The sequence below is a fragment of the Pseudomonas gessardii genome (genome assembly GCF_001983165.1).
GTDB classification, from domain to species: Bacteria; Pseudomonadota; Gammaproteobacteria; order Pseudomonadales; family Pseudomonadaceae; genus Aquipseudomonas; species Aquipseudomonas gessardii.
The window spans coordinates 32251-54009 of sequence record NZ_MNPU01000007.1; the positions used below are offsets into that span (position 1 = coordinate 32251).

Annotated in this window: 19 protein-coding genes; 14 read left to right on the forward strand and 5 right to left on the reverse strand. The window is 62.8% G+C overall.

Going from position 1 to position 21759, the window contains the following annotated elements:
• Nucleotides 1-133 precede the first annotated feature (133 nt).
• From BLL38_RS07450 to BLL38_RS07475, 6 genes are all read left to right on the forward strand, one after another.
• A complete protein-coding gene (locus BLL38_RS07450; protein ID WP_076961975.1) occupies nucleotides 134-1669 on the forward strand; it encodes an MFS transporter in 1536 nt (511 codons plus the stop codon).
• Nucleotides 1670-1694: 25 nt separating this feature from the next.
• Entirely contained in the window at nucleotides 1695-2753 is a 1059-nt protein-coding gene (locus BLL38_RS07455) for an HlyD family secretion protein (protein ID WP_076961976.1), read from the forward strand.
• The gene (locus BLL38_RS07460; RefSeq protein WP_076961977.1) at nucleotides 2750-4195 is read left to right on the forward strand and encodes an efflux transporter outer membrane subunit; all 1446 of its coding nucleotides are present in this window, start codon (nucleotides 2750-2752) and stop codon (nucleotides 4193-4195) included. The genes BLL38_RS07455 and BLL38_RS07460 overlap by 4 nt, the downstream gene beginning before the upstream one ends.
• Nucleotides 4196-4268: 73 nt before the next feature.
• A complete protein-coding gene (locus BLL38_RS07465) occupies nucleotides 4269-4778 on the forward strand; it encodes a sigma-70 family RNA polymerase sigma factor (protein WP_076961978.1) in 510 nt (169 codons plus the stop codon).
• Nucleotides 4775-5731 carry a FecR domain-containing protein gene (locus BLL38_RS07470; RefSeq protein ID WP_076961979.1) on the forward strand — a complete coding sequence of 319 codons (957 nt, stop codon included), beginning with the start codon at nucleotides 4775-4777 and terminating at the stop codon, nucleotides 5729-5731. Before BLL38_RS07465 ends, BLL38_RS07470 begins: the two co-directional genes overlap by 4 nt.
• Before the next feature lie 227 nt (nucleotides 5732-5958).
• Nucleotides 5959-8412, forward strand: a complete 2454-nt coding sequence (locus BLL38_RS07475) for a TonB-dependent siderophore receptor (RefSeq protein WP_076961980.1) — start codon at nucleotides 5959-5961, stop codon at nucleotides 8410-8412.
• Nucleotides 8413-8462: 50 nt separating this feature from the next.
• Here the strand turns inward: BLL38_RS07475 and BLL38_RS07480 are convergent, their stop codons facing one another.
• From BLL38_RS07480 to BLL38_RS07500, 5 genes are all read right to left on the reverse strand, one after another.
• A complete protein-coding gene (locus BLL38_RS07480) occupies nucleotides 8463-9134 on the reverse strand; it encodes a protein phosphatase 2C domain-containing protein (protein WP_076961981.1) in 672 nt (223 codons plus the stop codon).
• Entirely contained in the window at nucleotides 9131-9817 is a 687-nt protein-coding gene (locus tag BLL38_RS07485; protein ID WP_076961982.1) for a hypothetical protein, read from the reverse strand. The genes BLL38_RS07480 and BLL38_RS07485 overlap by 4 nt, the downstream gene beginning before the upstream one ends.
• Before the next feature lie 14 nt (nucleotides 9818-9831).
• On the reverse strand, nucleotides 9832-10557 hold the full coding sequence (locus BLL38_RS07490) for a hypothetical protein (protein ID WP_076961983.1): 726 nt from the start codon (nucleotides 10555-10557) through the stop codon (nucleotides 9832-9834).
• 70 nt (nucleotides 10558-10627) lie between these two features.
• On the reverse strand, nucleotides 10628-11341 hold the full coding sequence (locus tag BLL38_RS07495; protein WP_076961984.1) for a DUF3142 domain-containing protein: 714 nt from the start codon (nucleotides 11339-11341) through the stop codon (nucleotides 10628-10630).
• The gene (locus BLL38_RS07500) at nucleotides 11338-13494 is read right to left on the reverse strand and encodes a PA5441 family protein (RefSeq protein WP_076961985.1); all 2157 of its coding nucleotides are present in this window, start codon (nucleotides 13492-13494) and stop codon (nucleotides 11338-11340) included. Before BLL38_RS07500 ends, BLL38_RS07495 begins: the two co-directional genes overlap by 4 nt.
• Nucleotides 13495-13643: 149 nt before the next feature.
• On the opposite strand from BLL38_RS07500, the gene BLL38_RS07505 reads away from it, so the two are divergent.
• The 8 genes from BLL38_RS07505 to BLL38_RS07540 all read left to right on the forward strand — a co-directional run bounded on the left by BLL38_RS07505 (nucleotide 13644) and on the right by BLL38_RS07540 (nucleotide 21577).
• Nucleotides 13644-13886, forward strand: coding sequence for a DUF2789 domain-containing protein (locus tag BLL38_RS07505; RefSeq protein WP_076961986.1), 243 nt, complete (start codon nucleotides 13644-13646; stop codon nucleotides 13884-13886).
• 290 nt (nucleotides 13887-14176) lie between these two features.
• Nucleotides 14177-14608 (forward strand): MarR family winged helix-turn-helix transcriptional regulator, encoded by a 432-nt coding sequence (locus BLL38_RS07510; RefSeq protein ID WP_076961987.1) that lies wholly within the window; start codon nucleotides 14177-14179, stop codon nucleotides 14606-14608.
• Nucleotides 14605-16683: an FUSC family protein gene (locus tag BLL38_RS07515; protein WP_076961988.1), complete on the forward strand. Its 2079-nt coding sequence runs from the start codon at nucleotides 14605-14607 to the stop codon at nucleotides 16681-16683. Before BLL38_RS07510 ends, BLL38_RS07515 begins: the two co-directional genes overlap by 4 nt.
• Nucleotides 16680-16889, forward strand: coding sequence for a DUF1656 domain-containing protein (locus BLL38_RS07520; RefSeq protein ID WP_057438946.1), 210 nt, complete (start codon nucleotides 16680-16682; stop codon nucleotides 16887-16889). The genes BLL38_RS07515 and BLL38_RS07520 overlap by 4 nt, the downstream gene beginning before the upstream one ends.
• Nucleotides 16886-17776, forward strand: a complete 891-nt coding sequence (locus BLL38_RS07525) for an efflux RND transporter periplasmic adaptor subunit (protein WP_076961989.1) — start codon at nucleotides 16886-16888, stop codon at nucleotides 17774-17776. The genes BLL38_RS07520 and BLL38_RS07525 overlap by 4 nt, the downstream gene beginning before the upstream one ends.
• Complete coding sequence (locus BLL38_RS07530) at nucleotides 17773-19215, forward strand: efflux transporter outer membrane subunit (protein ID WP_076961990.1); 1443 nt, start codon at nucleotides 17773-17775, stop codon at nucleotides 19213-19215. Before BLL38_RS07525 ends, BLL38_RS07530 begins: the two co-directional genes overlap by 4 nt.
• Nucleotides 19216-19296: 81 nt before the next feature.
• Complete coding sequence (locus BLL38_RS07535) at nucleotides 19297-19929, forward strand: NADH:ubiquinone oxidoreductase subunit N (protein WP_076961991.1); 633 nt, start codon at nucleotides 19297-19299, stop codon at nucleotides 19927-19929.
• 151 nt (nucleotides 19930-20080) lie between these two features.
• Nucleotides 20081-21577, forward strand: coding sequence for a YdgA family protein (locus BLL38_RS07540; protein WP_076961992.1), 1497 nt, complete (start codon nucleotides 20081-20083; stop codon nucleotides 21575-21577).
• Nucleotides 21578-21759: the final 182 nt, after the last annotated feature.

Consider the following 21759-nt stretch of genomic DNA (forward strand, 5'->3'; position numbering starts at 1 on the left):
GCTATCGCAGGCAATCCAGCTCCCACATTCAATCATTGCGTCTGGCGCAGTTATAACCTTCCGATAAGTCAGTTTTCGTCATGTCTAAGCCTTATTAAACTGCTCGGGTATTCTATTGCCGAGTTGTACTTTCATGACCTCCCTCGCTGCCCCCGCGCCTTTGGCCGCCGCCAAACCCGCCGCCGTCAGCCCCCCTGTGTTCGGCCCACGGATCATTATCGGCCTGGTCGGCGTGCTGCTGGCGGTGCTGGTCTCGGGCCTGAACGAAATGGTGACCAAGGTTGCCCTCGCCGATATTCGCGGTGCGCTGTACATCGGGTTTGACGAAGGCACCTGGCTGGTCGCCGCCTACACCGCCACCTCCGTCTCGGCCATGGCCTTTGCACCGTGGTGTTCGGTGACGTTTTCGCTGCGCCGTTTCACCCTGTGGGCCATCGGCCTGTTCACCTTGCTGGGGGTGCTGTGCCCGCTGGCGCCGAACTACGAAAGCCTGCTGCTGCTGCGCACCCTGCAAGGCCTGGCCGGTGGCGCTCTACCGCCGATGCTGATGACCGTGGCCCTGCGTTTTTTGCCGGCCAACGTCAAGCTCTACGGCCTGGCCGGCTACGCCCTGACCGCCACCTTCGGCCCCAGCCTCGGTACGCCGCTGGCGGCACTCTGGACCGAATACGTCGGCTGGCAGTGGGCGTTCTGGCAGATCGTCGCGCCGTGCCTGCTGGCCATGGCCGCCGTGGCCTACGGCTTGCCCCAGGACCCGCTGCGCCTGGAGCGCCTCAAGCAGTTCAACTGGCGCGGCCTGCTGCTGGGCTTCCCGGCGATCTGCATGCTGGTGATTGGCATCTTGCAGGGCAACCGCCTGGACTGGTTCGAGTCGCCGCTGATCAGCACGCTGCTGGTGGGCGGGGCGCTGTTGCTGGTGCTGTTCATGCTCAATGAATGGTCGCACCCGCTGCCGTTCTTCAAGTTGCAGATGCTCGGCCTGCGCAACCTGTCGTTCGCCTTGCTCGTACTGGCCGGGGTGTTGGTGGTATTGCAGGCGGTGATCATCCTGCCCTCCAGCTACCTGGCGCAGGTGCAGGGCTACCGGCCGCTGCAAACCGCACCGGTGATGCTGATCATGGCGCTGCCGCAGTTGCTCGCGCTGCCCCTGGTGGCTGCCCTGTGCAACTTGCGCTGGGTGGATTGCCGCTGGGTGCTGGGGATTGGCCTGGGCATGCTGACCCTGTCCTGCCTTGGCGGTGCGCAACTGACCTCGGCGTGGATCCGGGATGAATTCTACGTGCTGCAACTGCTGCAAATCTTTGGCCAGCCGATGGCGGTGTTGCCGCTGTTGATGCTGTCTACCGGCAGCATCGTGCCCACCGACGGGCCGTTTGCCTCGGCCTGGTTCAACACGGTCAAGGGCCTGGCGGCGGTGGTCGCCACCGGGGTGATCGAGGTGCTGACCACCCACCGCCTGCATTTTCACTCGAGCATGCTGGTGGACGCCCTGGGCAACTCGCCCCTGGCCGACAGCACGGCCCCGGGCCTGGCCCATCGTCTGCACCAGCAGGCCGTGGTGCTGACGTCTTCGGATCTCTATTACGTCATGGCCGCTGTCGCGGTGGCGTTGATCCTCCTGATTTTCTGGATGCCGACGCGGATTTTCCCGCCGCGTGCACCCGCTTGATTGCTGACACCGATAAAGGATTTTTATGAAACGCAAAGACCAGATTGCCGTGACTGTTATCAGCGTATTCGCCGTGGGCGTGCTGGTTTACCTGTTGGCCCCGGGCATGTTTGGCAGCAAGCGCCAGACCACCAACGATGCCTTCGTTGCTGCCGACTACACCCTGGTGGCGCCTCGGGTCGCCGGTTTTATCAAAGAGGTGTTGGTGGAGGACAACCAGCAGGTCAAGGCCGGACAGTTGCTGGCGCTGATCGATGACCGCGACTTGCGCGCCGCCGCCCAGGCCGCCGATGCCGAAACCCTGATGGCCCAGGCCCAGCTGAAAAACGCAGTGGCCACCCTTGAGCGGCAAAGCTCGGTGATCGCCCAGGCCCAAGCCACGGTGGCCGCCGATCGCGCCGAAGTGGCCTTTGCCGAACACGAATTGAACCGCTACAACCACCTCGCCGGGGTCGGCGCCGGCACTGTGCAGAACGCCCAGCAAGCCAGGACCCGCATCGACCAGGCCACCGCACGCCTGGCCAATGCCACGGCGGTATTGGCGGCTGAACGCAAGCAGGTGGAAATCCTCAGCGCCCAGCGCGATGCCGCCGAAGGTGGCTTGAAACGCGCCCAGGCGGCGCTGGAAATGGCCAGCTATCAACTGTCGTACACGCGCATTGTCGCGCCGGTGGACGGCATGGTCGGCGAGCGGGCGGTGCGGGTCGGTGCCTTTGTCACCCCGGGCAGCAAGATCCTCGCCGTGGTGCCGCTGGCCGACGCCTATGTGGTGGCCAATTTCCAGGAAAACCAACTGTCCCATATGCATGCCGGGCAAGCGGTTGAAGTGCGGGTCGACAGCCTCGACGGTGAAGTGCTCAACGGCCACCTGGAAAGCCTGGCGCCGGCCACGGGGGTGACCTTTGCTTCGGTCAAGCCGGACAACGCCACTGGCAACTTCACCAAGGTGGTGCAGCGCATTCCGGTGAAAATCATCCTGGAGCCGGGCCAGGCGCAGGTGCATCGCCTGCGGGTCGGGATGTCGGTGGAGGCCAGCGTCAACACCCATCCCCGTGCGCAGCAGCGTGAGGTGGCGCAGCAATGAGAAAAGTTGCACTGCTTACCCTCAGCCTGCTCAGCCTGGGTGCCTGCACCGTCGGCCCGGATTTCAAACGGCCCGACGCCCAGCCGGTGGCGCACTGGGCCGAGCCCCAGGGCCGCCAGGCCGCCAGCCGCGCGGTCAGCGACCCATTGCAAGAGCAGTGGTGGGACGTGTTCCACGACCCGCAACTGTCGGCCCTGGTGCGCCGGGCACTGAGCGACAACCTCGACTTGAAACTGGCCAGCAGCCGCCTGCAACAAAGCCGCGCGGTGCGCCAGGTGACGACCGCCGAGCGCTATCCACAGCTCAGTGCCGACGGCAACTACGGGCGCAAACGCAATAGCGCCAACGGTCTGAGCGATCCCTCCGGCAATAACGGCCGTTCGGCCTTCAACCTGTGGGACGCCGGTTTCGCCGCCTCTTGGGAGCTGGACTTCTGGGGCCGGGTACGGCGCGAAACCGAAGCCGCCGACGCCACCCTGCAAGTGGCCGAGAACGACCGCCGCAGTGTGCTGCTGTCGGTGTTGGCCGAGACCGCCCAGGACTACATCCAGCTACGCGGCGTGCAAAGCACCCGTGCGGTCACCGAGCAAAACCTCGACGTCGCACGGCGTAGCCTGAAGCTCTCGCAACTGCGTTTGGCCGATGGCGTGGCCACCCACCTGGATGTCGCCGAAGCCGCCGCGCAAGTGGCCACCATCGAAGCGCGCCTGCCGGATTTGCAGCAGCGCCAGGACCAATTGATCAACGCCCTGAGCCTGTTGATGGGCCAGGCCCCGCAAGCCTTGCATGCGCAACTGTCGCCGGACGCCGCGCTGCCCCAGACCCAGCGCCAGGTTGCGATTGGCCTGCCGTCGCAACTGGCACAGCGCCGCCCGGATATCCGCCAGGCCGAGGCGCGCCTGCATGCGGCGACCGCGAGCATCGGCGTGGCCAAGGGCGACTTCTACCCACGGATCACTCTGTCGGGCAGCCTCGGCTCCCAGGCCATGCAACTGTCGGATCTGGGCTCCTGGGGCTCACGCACCTTTGCTTTCGGCCCGTCGCTGAGCCTGCCGCTGTTCAACGGCGGCCGCTTGCAGGGCATGCTTGACCTGCGCGAAGCCCAGCAGCAGGAAGCGGCCCTGGCTTACCAGCAGACCGTGCTGCGTGCCTGGCATGAAATCGATGACCAGTTGACCCGCTACAACGCCAGCCAACTGCGCCGTGACAGCCTGACCGAAGCGGTGCGCCAGAACCAGATTGCCCTGGACACTGCCCAGCACCAGTACGTCGAAGGGGTGGTGGATTTCGTCAACGTGCTCACGGTACAGAGCGCCTTGCTGGCGACCCAGGAGCAATGGGTGGAAAGCTCCACCGGCGTGTCCCTGGCCATGGTCGGCCTGTATAAGGCGCTGGGCGGAGGCTGGGAGTCGGTGTATCCGTTGCAGACCGCCGGGCGGTAACAGATAAAGTTTTTTGCCAGTCGCGATACAAGCTGTAATGATAATTGCTCTCAATAGTGTATCCGGGCAATTCATGGACACCGCGACTGACGGCCAGCAACAGCTTCATCTCCTGTACCGCGACCATCATGGCTGGCTGCAAGGCTGGCTGCGCAAGCGCCTGGGCGACCGCGAGCACGCCGCCGACGTGGCGCAGGACACCTTCCTGCGCCTGCTGGTGTCGGGGCGTTTTCCCGGGGCCCAGGAAAGCCGCAGCTACCTGACGCAGATCGCCCGCAACCTGGTGATCGACCAATGGCGCCGCCTGCGCATCGAGCGCGCCTACCTGGAGAGCATCGCCCATCTGCCGGAACCGGAGTCGCCGTGCCTGGAAACCCGCGCGCTGATTCTCGAAACCCTGATGCAGATCGACGCCATGCTCGACCGTATGCCCGAGAAGGTGCGGCGGGCGTTCCTGTTGTCGCAGTTCGAGGGCCTGACCTATGCGCAGATCGCCGAGCGCCTGGGGGTGACGATCAGTTCGGTACAGAAGTACATGACCCGCGCGATCATCGCCTGCTACCAGGTGGCCTACGAAGAATGAGAACCCGCCATGACGCGCCGATTGCCCAGGCCGTGGTCGAACAGGCCAGCGAGTGGCTGATGCTGCAATGGGGGGGCGAATTCGACGGGGCCCAGCGCCAGGCTTTCGCCCATTGGCAGGCGGCCGACCCGGAGCATCGTCGCGCCTGGCAGCGTTTGCAGCAGTTGCAGCAGACCTTGGGCGGCGTACCCGCCGACAGCGCCCGCGCAGTGTTGCGCGACGCGCCGGACCCCCAGCGTCGGGCGGCGTTGAAACTGCTTGGGCTGTTGCTGGTGGCCGGTGGCAGCGGCTACCTGGTGCAGGGCAGCCAGCCGTGGCAGGCGGCGTTTGCCGAGCAGCGCACCGCCACCGGCGAAATTCGCCACCTGACCTTGAGCGACGGCACCCAGTTGGACCTCAACAGCGACAGTGCCATCGACCTGCGCTTCAGTACCACGCAGCGGCGTATCCGCCTGATCCGCGGCGAGATCCTGCTGACCAGCGGCCACGATCCGTCGCGCCCGCTGATCGTCGAAACCGCCGCAGGCGATATCCAGGCCCTGGGCACCCGCTTTGCCGTGCGCGAACTGCACGACGGCAGCCGCGTCGATCTGTATGAAGGGCGCGTGCAGGTGCGCCCGGCGCAGGGGGTGCCGGTGCTGATGAAAGCGGGCGAGAGCCTGTGGTTCAGCGCAACGCAGGCCTCGGCAGTGACCGCGCTGGATGCCAACGCCAGCAGTTGGACCCAGCACCGCCTGATTGCCGAGCGCCAGCCGCTGGGGCGGTTTGTGGCTGAACTGAGCCGATATCGGCCAGGGTTGTTGCGCTGTGACGAGACCGTGTCCGGGCTGTTGCTGACCGGCGTGTTTCCGCTCAATGACACTGACGCGATCCTCGCCGCCCTTGAGCGTTCATTGCCGGTGCGGGTGCAGGCGGTGACCCGCTATTGGGTCACCATCAAACCCAGGGTTTGACTCGATCAACTGTAGGAGCTGGCTTGCCTGCGATAGCGGTGTATCAGTGACAGATGGGCCAACTGACCCACCGCTATCGCAGGCAAGCCAGCTCCCACATTGATGGTGTTTTAGTTTGGAAAATCTGTGGCCACCGTTTTTTTTGATTTTCTTTTGTCGGTTTTCCAATCCCGTCCGGGATACCTCTTGAAAGCCAATCAAGAAGCGTTCTCACGGGGAGTCCTGCAATGCCGCACCGCCCAATCCAACCCCTGGCCCGCGCCCTGCGCCGTGGCCTGTTTGCCTGTGTGCTGGCGACTGTGCCGCTCGTCCCGGCCCTGGTCCAGGCCCAGGAGAGCGCCGGCGCAGCCTTGCGCCAATACAATATCCCTGCCGGCAGCCTGGACCAGGCGTTGAACCGCTTCGCCAGCGCCTCGGGGATTTTGCTCTCGGTGGATGCGTCACTGACTGCCGGCAAACGCAGCCCTGGCTTGCAGGGCCGCTATGCCACCGGGCCGGGCTTGGAGCATTTGTTGGCAGGCAGCGGCCTGGTGGCGATGCAGGCCGGGAACGGCTGGTCGGTGCAGGCTCTTGCAGGGGACGGTTCGGTGCAGTTGGGTGCAACTCAGATCAGCGCCCAGCAGACCCCGGAAAACGCCTGGGGCCCGGTCGATGGCATCGTCGCCACCCGCAGCGCCACGGGCAGCAAGACCGATGCGGCACTGGTGGAAATCCCCCAGACCATCAACGTGATCACCGCCGCCGAAATCAAGGCGCGTGGCGCACAAAGCGTGACCCAGGCGCTGCTCTACACCCCTGGCATGAGTGCCGGGGGCTTCTCCGACCGGGTAAAGCTGTTCGACGAGCCGACCTCCCGTGGCTTCTCGCCCACCCCCTTGTACCTCGACGGCTTGCACCTGCCTTATGGCGGCGGCAGTACCGGCGGCGCGTTGCAGATCGAGCCCTATTCCCTGGAGCGCATCGAAGTGCTCAAGGGCCCGGCATCGGTGCTGTACGGCCACAACCAGCCGGGCGGCATCGTCAATATGGTCAGCAAGCGCCCCAGCGAGACCCCGGTGCGCCAGGTGGTGCTCGAAGCCGGCACCTACGAGCACAAAAGCGCGGCCATCGACCTCAGCGGCCCGCTGGACGATCAAGGCCAATTCTTTTATCGCCTCACCGGGCGCCTCAAGGACGAGCAGGGCGAGATCGACTACTTCGAGAACCGCCGCCAATTCATTGCGCCAAGCCTGACCTGGCGGCCCAACGACGACACCAGCCTGACCCTGTTTGCCCAGTACCAGAAAGACAAGGGCGTGCCCGAAGCCCAGGGCCTACCAGCGTCCGGCACGGTCTGGCGCAACCCCAACGGCAAGATCGACCGTGATGTGTTTATCGGCGAGCCAGGCGTCAACCAGTACAACCGCGAACAATTTGCCTTCGGCTACGAGTTGTCCCATCGCCTGAACGACACCTGGACCCTCAAGCAAAACGCGCGCTATGCCGAAGTGGACGACCGCTATGTGGCGCCGTTGCACGGCTACCGTTTTGTCGCCAACCCGACCACTGGCGCCATGGATCAACGCTACCTGCAACGCTTCGGCGTGGACTGGAGGCAGAACAACAAAGTGATTGGCGTGGATAACATCGCCCAGGCCGAATTCACCACCGGCGAGTTCTCCCACACCCTGATCGTGGGCCTGGATTACTACCACTCCAACTCCAGGTTCCTCGGCCTCTATGACCGCAACCCGCCGATCATTGATCTGTTCAACCCGGTGTATGGCCAGCCGCTGAACTTCGGCCAGCCCTATCGCTGGGACAACACCATCACCCAAACCGGCCTGTACGTGCAGGACCAGATCAAGTGGGACCAATGGGCGCTGGTGCTCGGCGGGCGCTATGACTGGGCCAATGTGGTCAACAAGGCGCCGCTGAGCGACGACCGCACCAGCAGCAAGGACCAGGCCTTCACCGGCCGTGCGGGCCTGGTGTACCTGTTCGATAACGGCCTGGCGCCGTTTATCAGCTACTCGGAATCCTTCCTGCCGCTGTCCGGCACCGATGCCAACCAAAAGCCCTTCGACCCGTCCACCGGCAACCAGTACGAAGTCGGCGTGAAGTACCAGCCGCCGGGCCAGGAAAGTTTTGTGCAGGTCTCGGTCTATCAACTGGACCAGGAAAATATCCTGACGGCCATTCCGCTCACCAACTTCAGCAGTCAGAGCGGCGCCATGCGTTCGCGCGGCGTCGAGTTTGAAGCCAAGGCAGTGTTGAACGATGCCTGGGATGTGGTCGCTTCGGCGGCGCGCAACGACATCAAGTACACCAAGGACAACGAAGGTCGCGAAGGCCGCCACCCGGCCGGTATCTCACCCCTGACGGCAGCGCTGTGGGTCAACTACAGCGTGATCGGCGACACCCCGTTGGCCGGCCTCGGCGCCGGCCTGGGTGCCCGCTACTCGCGCAGCAGTATGGGTGACTACGTTGCCGGCGCGTTCACGGTGCCGTCCTACACCGTCTACGATGCCAGCCTGAGCTACGACCTGGGCGCCTCGCCTCTGAAACTCAAAGGCGTGAAGCTGGCGATGAACGTGCAGAACCTTGCCAATAAAACCTACGTGTCGCAGTGCACCAGCGACCTGGATTGCTACTACGGCGAAGGGCGTACGGTGGTGTCGAGCCTGACTTACGACTGGTAAGGCACTGTCATGGTAGGGGCCGGCAAGCTGGCGATAGCGACGTGTCGCCCCTAAGGCATTAGCAACATAAAGGTGCAATCGTCCTCACCTGGGCAGCCTTCAAGACTGGACTCTTCTATCGCCTTGAACTGGTCTTCGATGGAGAGTTCGGCCCAAAAACCGTCGGTGGCCAAAATCCATCTTGTGTCAGGTACAACGTCCAAGGATTGAACCTGTGGCTCATGTGGTCTGCGATGGCTCATGCAATTGAGCAGCGTTTTGCGGGCCGGGTTGTTGGCGATGGCGGTGTGGCTCAAGTTGCCCTTCCAATTGGGGCCGCAGTGGGGAGCGGTCAGCCATTTCAGGTTTTTTTCTTTATCGAGCAATCCCAGGCAGCAGTCCCCTGCATGTATTGAAAGAGCAGTATCGCCAAGCACCAGTAACGCGAGGTAACTGGCTGATGCAAAGGGGTAGTCAGGGCAGAATGTTGAACGTATTGCGCTGAGCGAGGACAGCGTCAATTCAAGAGCTGTGTCGAGGCAAGAAATGCTTGCTGGCCTTGCGTTGGAAAAAGACTTCAGCAGGCCGCCAGTCAGAGCGGTTGCCAGCTTTTCACTGCCGGGCCTGGAGGTGCCGTCTGCTATCACGTAGAGGTATATGCCGCTGTTGTCCGCAGAGCCTGTGACATCGCGGTTTTCTGTTCTTCCGGTTCCTTGTCGGGTGACGCTCGAATGTAGGATCAAGCGTGTATCCCATGGGCAATCAGCGTATTGATGCGCTCGTGAATCAGCGACTCGCGCTCGGCGTTTTGGGCAGTGCTCTGGATGACATCATGGAAGGCTGTGAGGCTCTGCAATGCGCCAAGTTGTTCGCTGACGAAATGTCGTAATGCAGCAGGCGCCTGTTTTGTTTCCTCAAGCAGTTCTTCCCGGCCATCCAGTAGGGCAACGATGTCTTCAATATCGTTGGACATCAGCACATCGCCATGACCCCGGCCCTGATAAGCCTGCAGCTTCGCCGCAAGAAACCAGGGTGCCGCAAACACCTTGATCCAAGTGCCATTTGGCAGTTGGTGATTGATGGCATTCGCCAGGCCTCCCACGAACCAGGCATTGGAAAAGCCCAGTACCTTTTCGTCAGTCGGCATGAAGTCGACCTTCAGGGCGCCTAACCGCAGGCGACAGGTGACAGTGTCCTGGCCGGTGTTCTTGAAGCCTTTGGATTTGAGTTGTTCTTCCAGTCGATACCACTGGGCAGTACTGCTCAGATGAATGACCAGATCCACATCGTCGGTGCCGCGAATCGATTCTTGGGTGTATTGATCGGTGATCAGCAGGACGGTTGTGCATCCCCCGACAAAGGCCACCTGGTCCCTCAGTTCTTCGCCCAGGGCTTGGGCGACCTCTTCGAGCATCAGCAGCATCATTGCTTTGGTTGAGTTCAAAGGATCCACTCCCGCAGCATGGCGTCTGCGACCTTGGTTTCTCGCGGGCCTCCAATACGAATGGCGTCTACGAGAGCCAGAAAATGATAAAGCAGTTCGTCTTTTTTCACGGCTCCAGGAACGGTTTTGTACAAGGGGGCGATTGCCTGACCCTTGTTCTTTCCATAAGCGTCTGGCCACACAGGAATGAGGTCGCCGCCAGTCAGGACTTTGCCGGCCATAATCGGCGCGGCAAATGCTGTGGGGATACCTCGCACGATCGCGCCTGGTTTGGCAGGGAACACATAGCGCACCCCATATTTCACGAAATCCAGAAGCGCTTGGGCCCTGACAATCGGTAGACCGCTCAGGCGGTCGGTATGAATAAGGCCGATGTCACGGCAGCGATTCAGCGAATTGGATACCTCACTTTTACTTAATGCCAGTGAAGCCGCGAGTGCTCGGACGGAGTAACTCTCCATATTCGGTGGGGTCGCGTCCTCCTCAATATCTTCCCATCCCTCCCAGCGCTGGCCCTGTGAGAGGTCGACTTTCTCGATATTTCCCGTCATGCGCAGGTCAAGGAAGCGATCCAGATAATCCTGGGAATCAATCGGCACCCGATCCATGGCCTCGTCATGGTCAAGGGAGACAGTGAAATTGCGTTTTTTGACCCGCTCCCCTCTGGTTTGGAGGTTCAGGCTGATCAACTTGAAGAGGATTACGATATCTTGACTTTTCATTTGCAACCGGCCTGATCCGTCCACTGTCCATGGACTGTGGACAATGTATTGCACGGACGTTGCAATGGTGTCAAGGTCTTGGCGGATTCTGCAAAAACACCACATACCCCCCAAACCACTCACTCCCCTGCAAATACTCGGGCTCCTGCCATTCCCCGCCCTGGATCAAACCGATCTTGAACGGCATTCCCAGCCGGTTCATCCGGGGCAGGTACGCCGCGTAATCGGGGATGCTGTGGCGGCCCTGATAGGTCTGCACCACCACTTCATCCACCACGCCCTTGAGCTGGGCGATGGCGGCCGGGTCGGCGTTGCTGCTCCAGTCCATCAGGCCGGTGATGCTCAGGCGCAAATCCTTTGGCAGGCGCTGGCGCAGGTCTTTGAGGAAGGCGGCGTATTCGTGCAGGTATTGGGTGCGGGCGTCGAAATCGATCTGGATGCCCACCACCGGGTTGCCCGCTGCGCGCCAGCGTTGCACCTGCCCGAGCAGTTTCGTGTAGACCGGCTCTGGCCAGCGCAAGGTGTGGGCGCGATAGACGACCCACACCTCGCCCTGGCGGATGCGCGGCACGCTCATGCCCTGGGCGATGAACTGCACGCCGCGTTCGGGCTGGCGGCGGGTGGAGTTGATCTGGCCCTGGAGGATATACAGGGTCTTGGCCTGCTTGAGCACCGGCTGTGGCGCGACGCCGCTCCACAGCCAGAAAGCGTCATAGTCGTGGGCGTCGACGGTGGCGAAGGCCGGGCTCGCCAACAGCAGCAAGCCTAGCCACAGGTGTTTCACCAGTAGTACTGCAGCGACGTGCCCCACTGGGTGTCGGCAAACCCGGTTTTCAACTGGCGGAACCAGCCCTTGCGCACCGCCTTGTCGACATCTTCGCCACCGCAGCTGTTATAGCCCGAAGGCGCATAGCAGTTGATCGCCCGGAACAGTGCGTAGGCCTTGTCGTCACGGGGCGCCTTGGGGTTGGCGATCACCTGTTGGTAACCATCGAGCCGCGAGAAGGTTTCGCCTTTGAAGGCCGATGCGGTGCTGCCCAGGCTACCGGCCGAGCGCGCTTCTTCCAGGGGCATGCCGTCCAGGCCGTTGCGTAGGATGAACTCACCCAGGCAGTTGAGGCCGTGCGGGTTTTTTGCGTCGTCCTGCAAGGTGCTGGCGGTTTGCGCGATGGTTGGGCAGGTGTAGCCGGAGGCGGCCTTGTCGCCGCTCCAGCGGAACAACGTCAGCGCCTGGCCACCGTCGTACACATAGCCCAGGCTGGTGCCGAGCTTGTCAGCCGCCGGGGAGGCCGGAAGTTGTTGCAAGTCCTCGGCAAAGGTTGCGAACTGGCCACGCAGCAGGTCTTTGTAGAGCAAGACAAATTGCGCGGTACTGCGCTCCAGCGGGTCGCTGGCCTGGCTGATCTGCTGGCGCAGCAACTCGGGGCCGGCCACGCTGCGCAACAGGCTATAGCGCACTTGCGGGGTCTGGATCGGTGAGTCGGCGGCGAACACCTTGGCCACTTGACCGCTGCGTTCGTAGTTCATCGCCAGCGCCAGTTCCAGTTGGTCGCGTTGCAGGGGCTGCTTGGCCAGGGGCAGCAGTTGCAGCCACAGCGCCTGGGCAGCATTCCAGTCCTGCTTGGCTTCCAGGGCCAGGCCGCGCAGGGTCTGTTGGCTGAAGGTGAAGTAATCCAGGCTCGAGGGTACGTCTTGCGGCAGACGCTTTAAGGCCTGGTCGGGTTGGTGCTCGACATACAGGGCGAACGCCGCCTGTAGGTAGTCGTACAGCGCCGGTTCATTGGCAAACGCGGCCTTTTGCCCGTCGAGAATGGCGCGGGTCAGCTTGGGCGGGTTGTTGGCGCGCATCCACATCAGGTCGTTGATCACCAGCAGCAACGGGTTGCGGATGGTCTCGGCGTAGTGGGTCAGCAGTTTGTTGTCGGTTTCTTCCACCAGTTCATCGATGGAGCCGTTGCGCTCGGCATCGCTGGCCTCGGTCAGTTGCCAGGCGTAGTCGTCCGCCAGGCGGGTTGCATCGCCGGCCAACCAGTGCACCCGGCGCAGCAGGCCGCGCGCGGAGGCAGCATATTCACCCTGTGGATAAGTTTTCAGGTAGCTGAGGAAGCTGTGCTCGGCTTCTTCCAGGGCAGACTTATCCACAGCCTCGCGCTGGGGCATGCCGTATTCATCGAAGGCGTTTTCCTGGGCATGGTTGAGCGACGCACGGGCGATCATGTACACCGCCGTTTCCTTCAGCCACGGCAACGCGGTGACGGTAACGGCGGCAAACCCGCGCTCGGCATAGACAAAGCGCCCGCTGTAAAAGTCAGAGGCGGCGAGCAGGTAAGTGGTCAGTTCGCGGCCCTGGGTGGAAGTGATCAACTGCGGCTCCAGCAACACTTCGCCCTGCCAGTCGCAGGTGCCGAGCAACTTCAGGCGTGCATTGGCCAGCAGCGCCCGCTCATTCGCCGGCACATCGGCCTTGATCACTTGGCGCACAAAGTCGGTGGCACTCTGCACATTGTTGCTGCGGCAGCGACTGCCTTCGCCCCACAAAAACTGGTCGCCCGCCGCCGCCGTGGCCTCGCGCTGGATGCCCAGCGAGGCCAGCAGCTGCGCAAGTTCCGCGCCTTGTTCCTCGCGTGTCGGCCCCTCGGGCGGGTGGGGCACCAGGCGATACACCGGGAACGGCACCGGGCCAAAGCCCTGGGCCAGGTCGTCTTCACCCAGCGCATTGGGGGTCAGGGGCGCATGCTTTTTTGCCGCGAGCAACAGGCGCAGGTTGGTCCGGCTGTCATTGCCGGGGCTCAGGAACGGCATGTTGCTGCAGGCGGTCAGCGAATCCCGGGACACGCGCCAGTCGGGGTAGCACGAGTCGTCGCCACTGGCCTGGGCTTGCAGGGAAACGCCGGCACACAGTGCCAGGGTCAGGGATGACAGAAGACCGATGCGCATGAATTGTCCTTATTCCGGGAGTCCGTGAATGCCGCTGGGCTAAAGATGGGGATGATAGCGTGAACATTGCAAAATGTTGCACGAGTGGCCGCCAATCTGTGGGCTTTATCGGTCTAGACTGTAGGCGATCACTTATTTTTGGAGTTGTCATGCAATCGCCTGTTCACAGCCTGCCGTCCTTGTTCAAGCAACTCGGGCTGCCCGATGACGCCACCAGCATTGAGCGTTTTGTTACGGTGCATTCACCGCTCAAGCCGGAGTTGAAACTTGAAGATGCGTTTTTCTGGACGGATAGCCAGAAGGCGTTTTTGCGCGAAGAAATTCTGGAGGATGCGGATTGGGCGGAAGTGGTGGATGAGCTGAATGTGCTGCTGCGCAGCGGCCGTGCTTAAGTGAACTCATTGTTCAAGATAGCGGCAATTGAATGTGGGAGCTGTCGAGCCCCAGCGAGGCTGCGATAGCGGTGGATCAGCCAACATCAATGCAAGCAGTACCGCCGCCATCGCAGCCTCGCTGGGGCTCGACAGCTCCCACAGGGTGGGCGCTTTATTTGGGTGGTCCCACCACCTATCTGTGAATTTGTATCAAAACTTGACGAGATTCCATTCCTCCACCATATTGATAGTTAGCAAACTAACTGTATGCGAATGATCCCGTGCCTCAAACCCTCGAAACCCTACATATGAGCCTCAGCAGCAGCATGGTGGCGGGCGCCCGTAACTGGCGCAGAATCTGCCAGGCCACGCTGGTGAGCTACGGTATTTCCGAAGCCTGTGCCGTGCCTTTACTGATGATCGGCCGTCTCGGCGACGGTGTGCATCAGGTCAAGGTGGCCCAGGCCTCGGGGATGGAAAGCCCGTCCCTGGTACGCCTGCTCGACCAACTGTGCAGCGCAGGGCTGGTGTGCCGTGCCGAAGACCAGCACGACCGCCGCGCCAAGGCCTTGAGCCTGACCGAGCGTGGCCGGGCGTTGGTGCAGGCGGTGGAAGTGCAATTGGTACGCCTGCGTCATGAAGTGCTGGCGGACCTGACGCCTGCCGATCTGGCCGTGGCGTTGCGTGTGCTGCGCGCGTTTGAAGACGCCAGCCTGCCGCCCGTGGTCGTGGCTTCTTGAACGGATTTTTTACCGGCGTGCCGCCGGCCCGGGATTGGTTCTACGGTGTGCGCACCTTTGCCGCCTCGATGATCGCCTTGTATATCGCCATGCTCATGCAAATGCCACGTCCGTATTGGGCGATGGCCACGGTGTATATCGTGTCCAGCCCGTTTGTCGGGCCCACCAGCTCCAAAGCCTTGTACCGTGCCGCCGGCACCCTGCTGGGGGCGATGGCGGCGGTGTTTTTCGTGCCGCTGTTTGTGCAGACGCCGTTCCTGCTGGTGGTGGTGATTGCGTTGTGGACCGGCATCTTGCTGTTCCTGTCCCTGCATTTGCGCACCGCCAACAGTTACGCCCTGATGCTGGCGGGCTACACCTTGCCGCTGATCGCCTTGCCGGTGGTGGATAACCCCCTGGCGGTGTGGGATGTGGCCGAGGCGCGCACCGAAGAAATCTTCCTCGGCATCGCCGTGGCAGCAGTGGTCGGCGCGATGTTCTGGCCACGGCGCCTGGCACCGGTGTTCGATGACTCGGTGCGCAAATGGTTTGCCGACGCGACGGTCTACAGCCAGCGCTTCCTCAAGCGCAACGTGCAGCCCGAGGAAGTCAGCAGCCTGCGCGGCGGCATGGTGGCGACCTTCAACACCCTGGAATTGATGATCGGCCAACTGCCCCACGAAGGCGCACGGCCGCAAACGGTGCGCAACACCAAGGAGCTGCGCGGGCGCATGATCCATCTGCTGCCGGTGGTGGATGCCCTGGATGACGCGCTGTATGCCCTGGAACGCCGCACCCCGGAGCTGGTCGGCAAGTTCGCGCCGCTGCTGGCGGCCACCACCGAGTGGCTGCAAAGCACCACCCGTGAGGCGCCGGTGGAGCGCTGGCGCGCCCTGCGAGACCAGCTCGAAGCCCTGCAACCCGCCGCCGAGGCCCTGGACGACCGTCATCAGCTGCTGTTTTCCAACGCGCTGTATCGCCTCGGCGAGTGGATCGACCTGTGGCAAGACTGCCGCAGCCTGCAAGCCGCCATCCACAGTGAAAACCAGGCGCCGTGGCGCGCGGTCTACCGCCATTGGCGCCTGGGCCGGCTGACGCCATTCCTTGACCGTGGCCTGATGCTCTACTCGGCGTTCTCCACGGTCAGCGCGATTATCGTTGCCTCGGTATTGTGGATTCTGCTGGGCTGGACCGACGGTGGCAGCGCGGTGATCCTCGCAGCCGTGGCGTGCAGTTTCTTCGCCTCGATGGACGACCCGGCGCCGCAGATCTACCGGTTCTTTTTCTGGACCGCGATGTCGGTGCTGTTCGCCAGCCTCTACCTGTTTTTGATCCTGCCCAACCTGCATGATTTCCCGATGCTGGTGCTGGCTTTCGCCGTGCCCTTTATCTGGGTCGGCACCCTGACGGTACAACCGCGCTTCTACCTGGGCATGCTGCTGACCATCGTCAACACATCGTCCTTTATCAGCATCCAGGGCGCCTACGACGCGGACTTTTTAAGCTTCGCCAACGCCAACCTCGCCGGCCCCGTCGGCTTGCTGTTTGCCTTTGTCTGGACCCTGATCGCCCGGCCCTTTGGCGCCGAACTGGCGGCCAAGCGCCTGACCCGTTTCAGCTGGCGCGATATCGTCGGCCTTACGCAACCGGCCACCCTCGCCGAGCACCGACGGCTGGGGGTGCAGATACTCGATCGGCTGATGCAGCACCTGCCGCGCCTGGCCATGACCGGCCAGGACACCGGCATCGCCCTGCGCGAGGTGCGCGTGGCGCTGAACCTGCTCGACCTGCTGGCCTACGCCCCCCGCATCCTGGGCGTGCCACGGGTGTTGCTCGACCAGGTGGTGGCCGAGGTCGGCGTGTATTTCGAGGCGTGCCTGAAGGCCGGCGAGCGCCTGCCGGCCCCCGGCGCTCTGCTGATGACCCTGGACCGCACTCGCCGCGCCCTCAATGGCCAGGGCCTGCAAGGCGAGGGCGAAACCCGCCTGCATCTGTTGCATGCCCTCAGTGGTTTGCGCCTGGCGCTGTTGCCGGGTGTGGAGTTTGTCAGCACCGGCGAGATGGACGCGCCGTTACCCGATGGAGCGCCTCTATGATCGGTGACCTGGATATCAGCGGGGTGTTCCTGCCCACGCTGCTGGTGCTGATGGGCATTACGTATGGCTTCTACCTGGTGGTGCACGGGCTGTTGACCCGCGTCCACTTCTACCGCCTGGTCTGGCACCGGGCATTATTCAATGTGGCCCTCTACGCGCTGTTGCTGGGCGCTGTGGACTCACTCAGTCGATACCTGATGACATGAAAAAACCTTTTTTGACGATCGGCCGTGTGGTCCTGACGCTACTGGTAGTGACCTTCGCCTGCGTCGTGGTCTGGCGCATGGTGATGTACTACATGTTCGCGCCCTGGACCCGCGATGGGCATATCCGCGCCGACATCGTGCAGATCGCCCCGGACGTGTCCGGGCTGATCCAGCAAGTGGACGTGCGCGACAACCAGTTGGTGACCCGGGGCCAGGTGCTGTTTTCGGTGGACCAGGACCGCTTCAAGCTTGCCCTGCGCCAGGCCCAGGCCGCCGTGGCCGACCGCCAGGAAACCCTGGCCCAGGCCCAGCGCGAAGCCAGGCGCAACCGTGGCCTGGGCAACCTGGTGGCCAGCGAGCAACTGGAAGAAAGCCAGTCCCGCGTGGCCCGCGCCCAGTCGGCCCTGGCCCAAGCGCAGGTGACGGTGGACAGCGCCCAGCTCAACCTCGACCGCTCGGTGATCCGCAGCCCGGTGGACGGCTACGTCAACGACCGTGCGCCCCGGGCCCAGGAGTTCGTGACCGCCGGGCGCCCGGTGTTGTCGGTGGTGGACAGCAACTCCTTCCATATCGATGGCTATTTTGAAGAGACCAAGCTGGACGGCATTCAGGTCGGCCAGCGCGTGGATATCCGCGTAATCGGCGACAACGCGCGCTTGCGCGGGCATGTGCAGAGCATCGTCGCCGGCATTGAAGACCGCGACCGCACCAGCGGTGCCAACCTGCTGCCCAACGTCAACCCGGCGTTCAGCTGGGTGCGCCTGGCCCAACGGATCCCGGTGCGTATTGCCTTTGACGATGTGCCGGCGGATTTCCGCATGATTGCCGGGCGAACCGCCACCGTCTCGATCATCGATGACCAGCCCCCGCCCGGAGACCAGCCATGAAGCGACTGCTGGCGAGCGCCGGGCTGGGGCTGCTGCTGTCCGCCTGCCAGGTGGTGGGCCCGGACTACCACGTGCCGGACGAGGCGGCAGTCCAGCGTGGCGACCTGCAAGGCCAACTGGCCGGGCAGGGCAATCACGTCGTTTCGGCCCCGGTGCCCGCCGATTGGTGGAAGTTGTACCAAGACCCGCGCCTGGATGAACTGGTGCGCCAGGCCATGGCTTCCAACACCGATTTGCGCGTGGCGGCGGCCAACCTGCAACGGGCGCGCTTCCAGGTGCAGGAGGCGCAATCGGCGGGCGGCTGGAGCGGCGGGGTCAAGCTTGGCGCCCAGCGTTTGCAGGAGTCCGGCGAGGCTTTCTTGCAGGCGGACAAGGTGCCGGTGGCCAATGTCGGTGATATCGGCCTCACCACCTCCTATCAGTTCGACCTGTTCGGCACCCTGCAGCGCGGTATCGAAGGCGCCCAGGCCAATGCCGACGCGACCCAGGCCGCCGTGGATATCGCGCGCATCACCCTGGTGGCAGACGTGGTGCGCTCCTACACCCAGGTGTGCGCGGCCAACGAAGAGCTGCACATCGCCCGCCAGTCCCTCGACCTGCAAGCGCAAAGCACGCGCCTGACCCAGCGCCTGCGCGATGCCGGGCGTGGCGATGAAACCCAGGTCACCCGCTCGCAAACCCAATTCAAGTCTTTGCGCGCCGAACTGCCGCGCTTTGAGGCGGCGCGCCAGGCCGGGTTGTTCCGCCTGTCGATGCTGCTGGCCAAGCCCCTGGACCAATTGCCCACCGGCACCGACGATTGCGCCGAACTGCCGCATATCGCCCAGTTGCTGCCGGTGGGCGATGGCGCAACCCTGCTCAAGCGCCGCCCCGACGTGCGCCAGGCCGAACGCCAGTTGGCCGGCGCAACGGCGGGCATTGGCGTGGCCACTGGCGAGCTGTACCCCGATATCAGCATCGGCGCCTCCATCGGCACCGTGGGCATTATCGACAACCTCGGCAAACCGGCCACCAACCGCTGGGGCTTCGGCCCGCTGTTGAGCTGGACGGTGCCGTCCAACGGCTCGCGTGCGCGCATCCATGAAGCCGAAGCCGCGACCCAGGGCGCCCTGGCGCATTTCGACGGGGTGGTGCTCAACGCCATCCGCGAGACCCAGACGGGCCTGGCGCAATACACCGCGCAATTGCAGCGCCGCGATGCCCTGGCCGAGGCCGAGCAGTCGGCGCAACAGGCCGCCGACCAGACGCACCGCTTCTTCCAGGCCGGCCGCGAGTCGTTTCTCGCCGACCTGCAAGCCACGCGCACCTACACCGATATGCGCGCGCAACTGGCCCAGGCCAATAGCCAGGTAGCCATGAGCCAGATCGACCTGTTCCTGGCCCTGGGCGGTGGCTGGGAAAGCGGACGAACGCAAGGCACAGAACCCGGCAAACCCTGAGGCGATTGCTATGCTTTGATCAGTCGGGCTTGCGTGATGGCCCGCTGATCACTGCCTGCGTTGCTCATGGGGATTCCAATAATGAAAAACCCTTATGCTCCCGCGTTCTGGTGCGTGCTCTTCGCACTGGTGTTGTTATCGGCGACTTACTTTTACGGCGTCATGCTGGCCCATCAACTGGATAAGGCCATGGTGTTCCTCGACAGCGCCTGCGCGCTGATCGCCGCATTGTCTGTCGGCATGGTGGCCTGGGCGTCCTACCAGGGCCAGCGCACCCAGAAAAAAATCCTCGAACAAGGCAAGACGCGGGTGGCGATCTGGGACACCAAGGTTGCCCTGCGCCGGGTCGAAACCGTGTTCGACCGCTATTTCTGGGGCAGCTACTGGCAGCCGGGGCGCACGTTCCAGGAAGTCATGGGCGAGTTGACCGGCACCCCTCTGGAAAAAAGCCTCGAAGCCTTGAAGCAACAATGCGTGGTACTCGACCGGCAAGTGGCCGAAGGGCGGCATTGGCTGAACAACGCCCGGGAGCTGTCCGACGTCGCCACGGCCATGGCCCGCGAGCGTTACCAACTGGACTTCTACGACCCCAAGGCCGATACCCCGGGCAATGCGGTGATTCACCGCGAGTTTGAAGTGCTGGTGTACACCTGGACCGCACGACTGAAGAGTTTTGATCATCAACTTGATGAGATCGAGATGGAATATTCCTGACCCCCCACCGCGCCTTGTCGGTGCCGGGCCTTGCGACAAGCCCCCTCGCCAGTGCTAACCTTGCCCCGGTTTCGGCGGGCTTGAGCCGACGCCCCACTTCGGGGCTCAGGGAAGACAGCCCACTTCGCACAGGATTGGATCAGGACACTTCATGAATAAATCAGCCGTTGTACTCTTGGGTTTTGTTGCCGCCGTCGGCGTGGTCAGTGCCGGTGGCGCCTGGTACACCGGCACTCAGCTGGAAGGGGTGTTGAAAACCTCGATTGAAGACGTCAACAAGGAAATGGAACGTTCCATGGCCGGCATCGATGGCCAAGTGACCCTGGAAATGGTCTCGCTGGATCGCGGCTGGTTCAGCAGCACCGGTCACTTCCGCCTCAAGGCCCAGGGCGCGGTGTTCGGCGAAGAGCACAAAGACAGTGAACTGCTGTTTGTCGACCGTATCGAACACGGCCCGCTGCCTGTCTCGCGCCTGGTCACCCTGAAGTGGTGGCCGGTATTGGCCACCAGCCACCTGGCGCTGGAGAAGAACCCGACCACCGAAAAATGGTTCGCCGCCACCCAAGACGTTTCGCCGATCAAGGGCGTGGCCAACATCGCCTTCAACCGTTCGGTGAGCGGCAACCTGGAACTACTGCCCCTGGAGTTCAAGGACGCCACCACCAGCGTTAATTTTTCGGGCCTGAAACTTGATTACTTCAACACCGCCAAGGGTGAAGAGATCAAGGTCAACGGCTACATGGATGCCCTCAAGGTCGCCCTGGTCGACCCGGATGGCGCACCGTTCCAGGCGCACCTCAACGGCCTGACCGTGGCCAGCAACCTGTCCAAGAGCAGTTTCGGCTTCTACGTCGGCCAGAACACCATCGAACTGAGCAACACCCAGTTCACCTTCGGCCCGCAACAAGCGGTGCTGACCGTCAAAGGCTTCGAGCAGAAAGACAGCAGCGAGACCCGGGACAACAACCTCAGCGGCCGTGTCGACTACAAAATCGCCGAGATCGGTTACCAGGGCAAACCCGTGGGTTCGGCGGCCATGGCCGTGAGCATGAAGAACATCGACGTGCCGGCAACCATGGTGCTGACCAAGCTGTATCAAGACAAAATGCAACCGGTGCAGGCCGCTCAAGCGGCCGGCCAACCGATCCCCGAGCTGCAACTGAGCGAAGCCGAACAAGTGCTGGCCCAGGCCAATGTGGAGCAGCTGTTGGCCGCCAAACCACAAATGGCCCTGGAAAACCTGTCCCTCAAGACCGCCAATGGCGAAAGCCGCTTCAACCTGGTGGTGGACCTGACCAAGCCGTCCACCATGGAGCTGCCGCCGGTTGAGCTGGGCAAGCAGATGATCACGCTGCTGGATGCCAACCTGACCCTGTCCAAGCCAATGATCGCTGACGTGGCCGGCCTGCAAGCGCAGATCGGTGGCGTGACCGACCCGAAAGCCATCGAGCAGCAATCGCAGATGGCCAGCGAGATGCTCAGCAACATGGCCGTGGGCACGCAACTGGCGACCCTGGAAGGCAATGACATCCTGGCCAAGCTGCACTACGCCAACAATGAAGTGACCTTCAATGGCCAGAAAATGACCGTCGAGCAGTTTATCGGCGGCGTACTCGGCAAGCTGGGGGCGGTCAGCGGCGCGCAGTAAGGCTCTGTAGGCCAACACCGAACCAAAATGTGGGAGCTGGCTTGTGTGGGAGCTGGCTCCCACACAAGCCCACATTTGATCTTCACTGGCTTGTAGGACGATTCTGAACAATTGTACTGATTTGTCCTATTCCTTACCCCGCTCAGGGATATTACATCCCAGGAAAGCTTGGCCGGGTCATC

What these genes read in the sequence shown, in the direction of transcription:
- BLL38_RS07520 (WP_057438946.1), top strand. Translation starts at nt 16,680, where the DNA reads ATGATCGGTGACCTGGATATCAGCGGGGTGTTCCTGCCCACGCTGCTG.
- BLL38_RS07510 (WP_076961987.1), top strand. Translation starts at nt 14,177, where the DNA reads ATGAGCCTCAGCAGCAGCATGGTGGCGGGCGCCCGTAACTGGCGCAGA.
- BLL38_RS07505 (WP_076961986.1), top strand. Translation starts at nt 13,644, where the DNA reads ATGCAATCGCCTGTTCACAGCCTGCCGTCCTTGTTCAAGCAACTCGGG.
- BLL38_RS07450 (WP_076961975.1), top strand. Translation starts at nt 134, where the DNA reads ATGACCTCCCTCGCTGCCCCCGCGCCTTTGGCCGCCGCCAAACCCGCC.
- BLL38_RS07475 (WP_076961980.1), top strand. Translation starts at nt 5,959, where the DNA reads ATGCCGCACCGCCCAATCCAACCCCTGGCCCGCGCCCTGCGCCGTGGC.
- BLL38_RS07530 (WP_076961990.1), top strand. Translation starts at nt 17,773, where the DNA reads ATGAAGCGACTGCTGGCGAGCGCCGGGCTGGGGCTGCTGCTGTCCGCC.
- BLL38_RS07500 (WP_076961985.1), bottom strand. Translation starts at nt 13,494, where the DNA reads ATGCGCATCGGTCTTCTGTCATCCCTGACCCTGGCACTGTGTGCCGGC.
- BLL38_RS07460 (WP_076961977.1), top strand. Translation starts at nt 2,750, where the DNA reads ATGAGAAAAGTTGCACTGCTTACCCTCAGCCTGCTCAGCCTGGGTGCC.
- BLL38_RS07485 (WP_076961982.1), bottom strand. Translation starts at nt 9,817, where the DNA reads ATGATGCTGCTGATGCTCGAAGAGGTCGCCCAAGCCCTGGGCGAAGAA.
- BLL38_RS07540 (WP_076961992.1), top strand. Translation starts at nt 20,081, where the DNA reads ATGAATAAATCAGCCGTTGTACTCTTGGGTTTTGTTGCCGCCGTCGGC.
- BLL38_RS07535 (WP_076961991.1), top strand. Translation starts at nt 19,297, where the DNA reads ATGAAAAACCCTTATGCTCCCGCGTTCTGGTGCGTGCTCTTCGCACTG.
- BLL38_RS07470 (WP_076961979.1), top strand. Translation starts at nt 4,775, where the DNA reads ATGAGAACCCGCCATGACGCGCCGATTGCCCAGGCCGTGGTCGAACAG.
- BLL38_RS07525 (WP_076961989.1), top strand. Translation starts at nt 16,886, where the DNA reads ATGAAAAAACCTTTTTTGACGATCGGCCGTGTGGTCCTGACGCTACTG.
- BLL38_RS07490 (WP_076961983.1), bottom strand. Translation starts at nt 10,557, where the DNA reads ATGAAAAGTCAAGATATCGTAATCCTCTTCAAGTTGATCAGCCTGAAC.
- BLL38_RS07465 (WP_076961978.1), top strand. Translation starts at nt 4,269, where the DNA reads ATGGACACCGCGACTGACGGCCAGCAACAGCTTCATCTCCTGTACCGC.
- BLL38_RS07455 (WP_076961976.1), top strand. Translation starts at nt 1,695, where the DNA reads ATGAAACGCAAAGACCAGATTGCCGTGACTGTTATCAGCGTATTCGCC.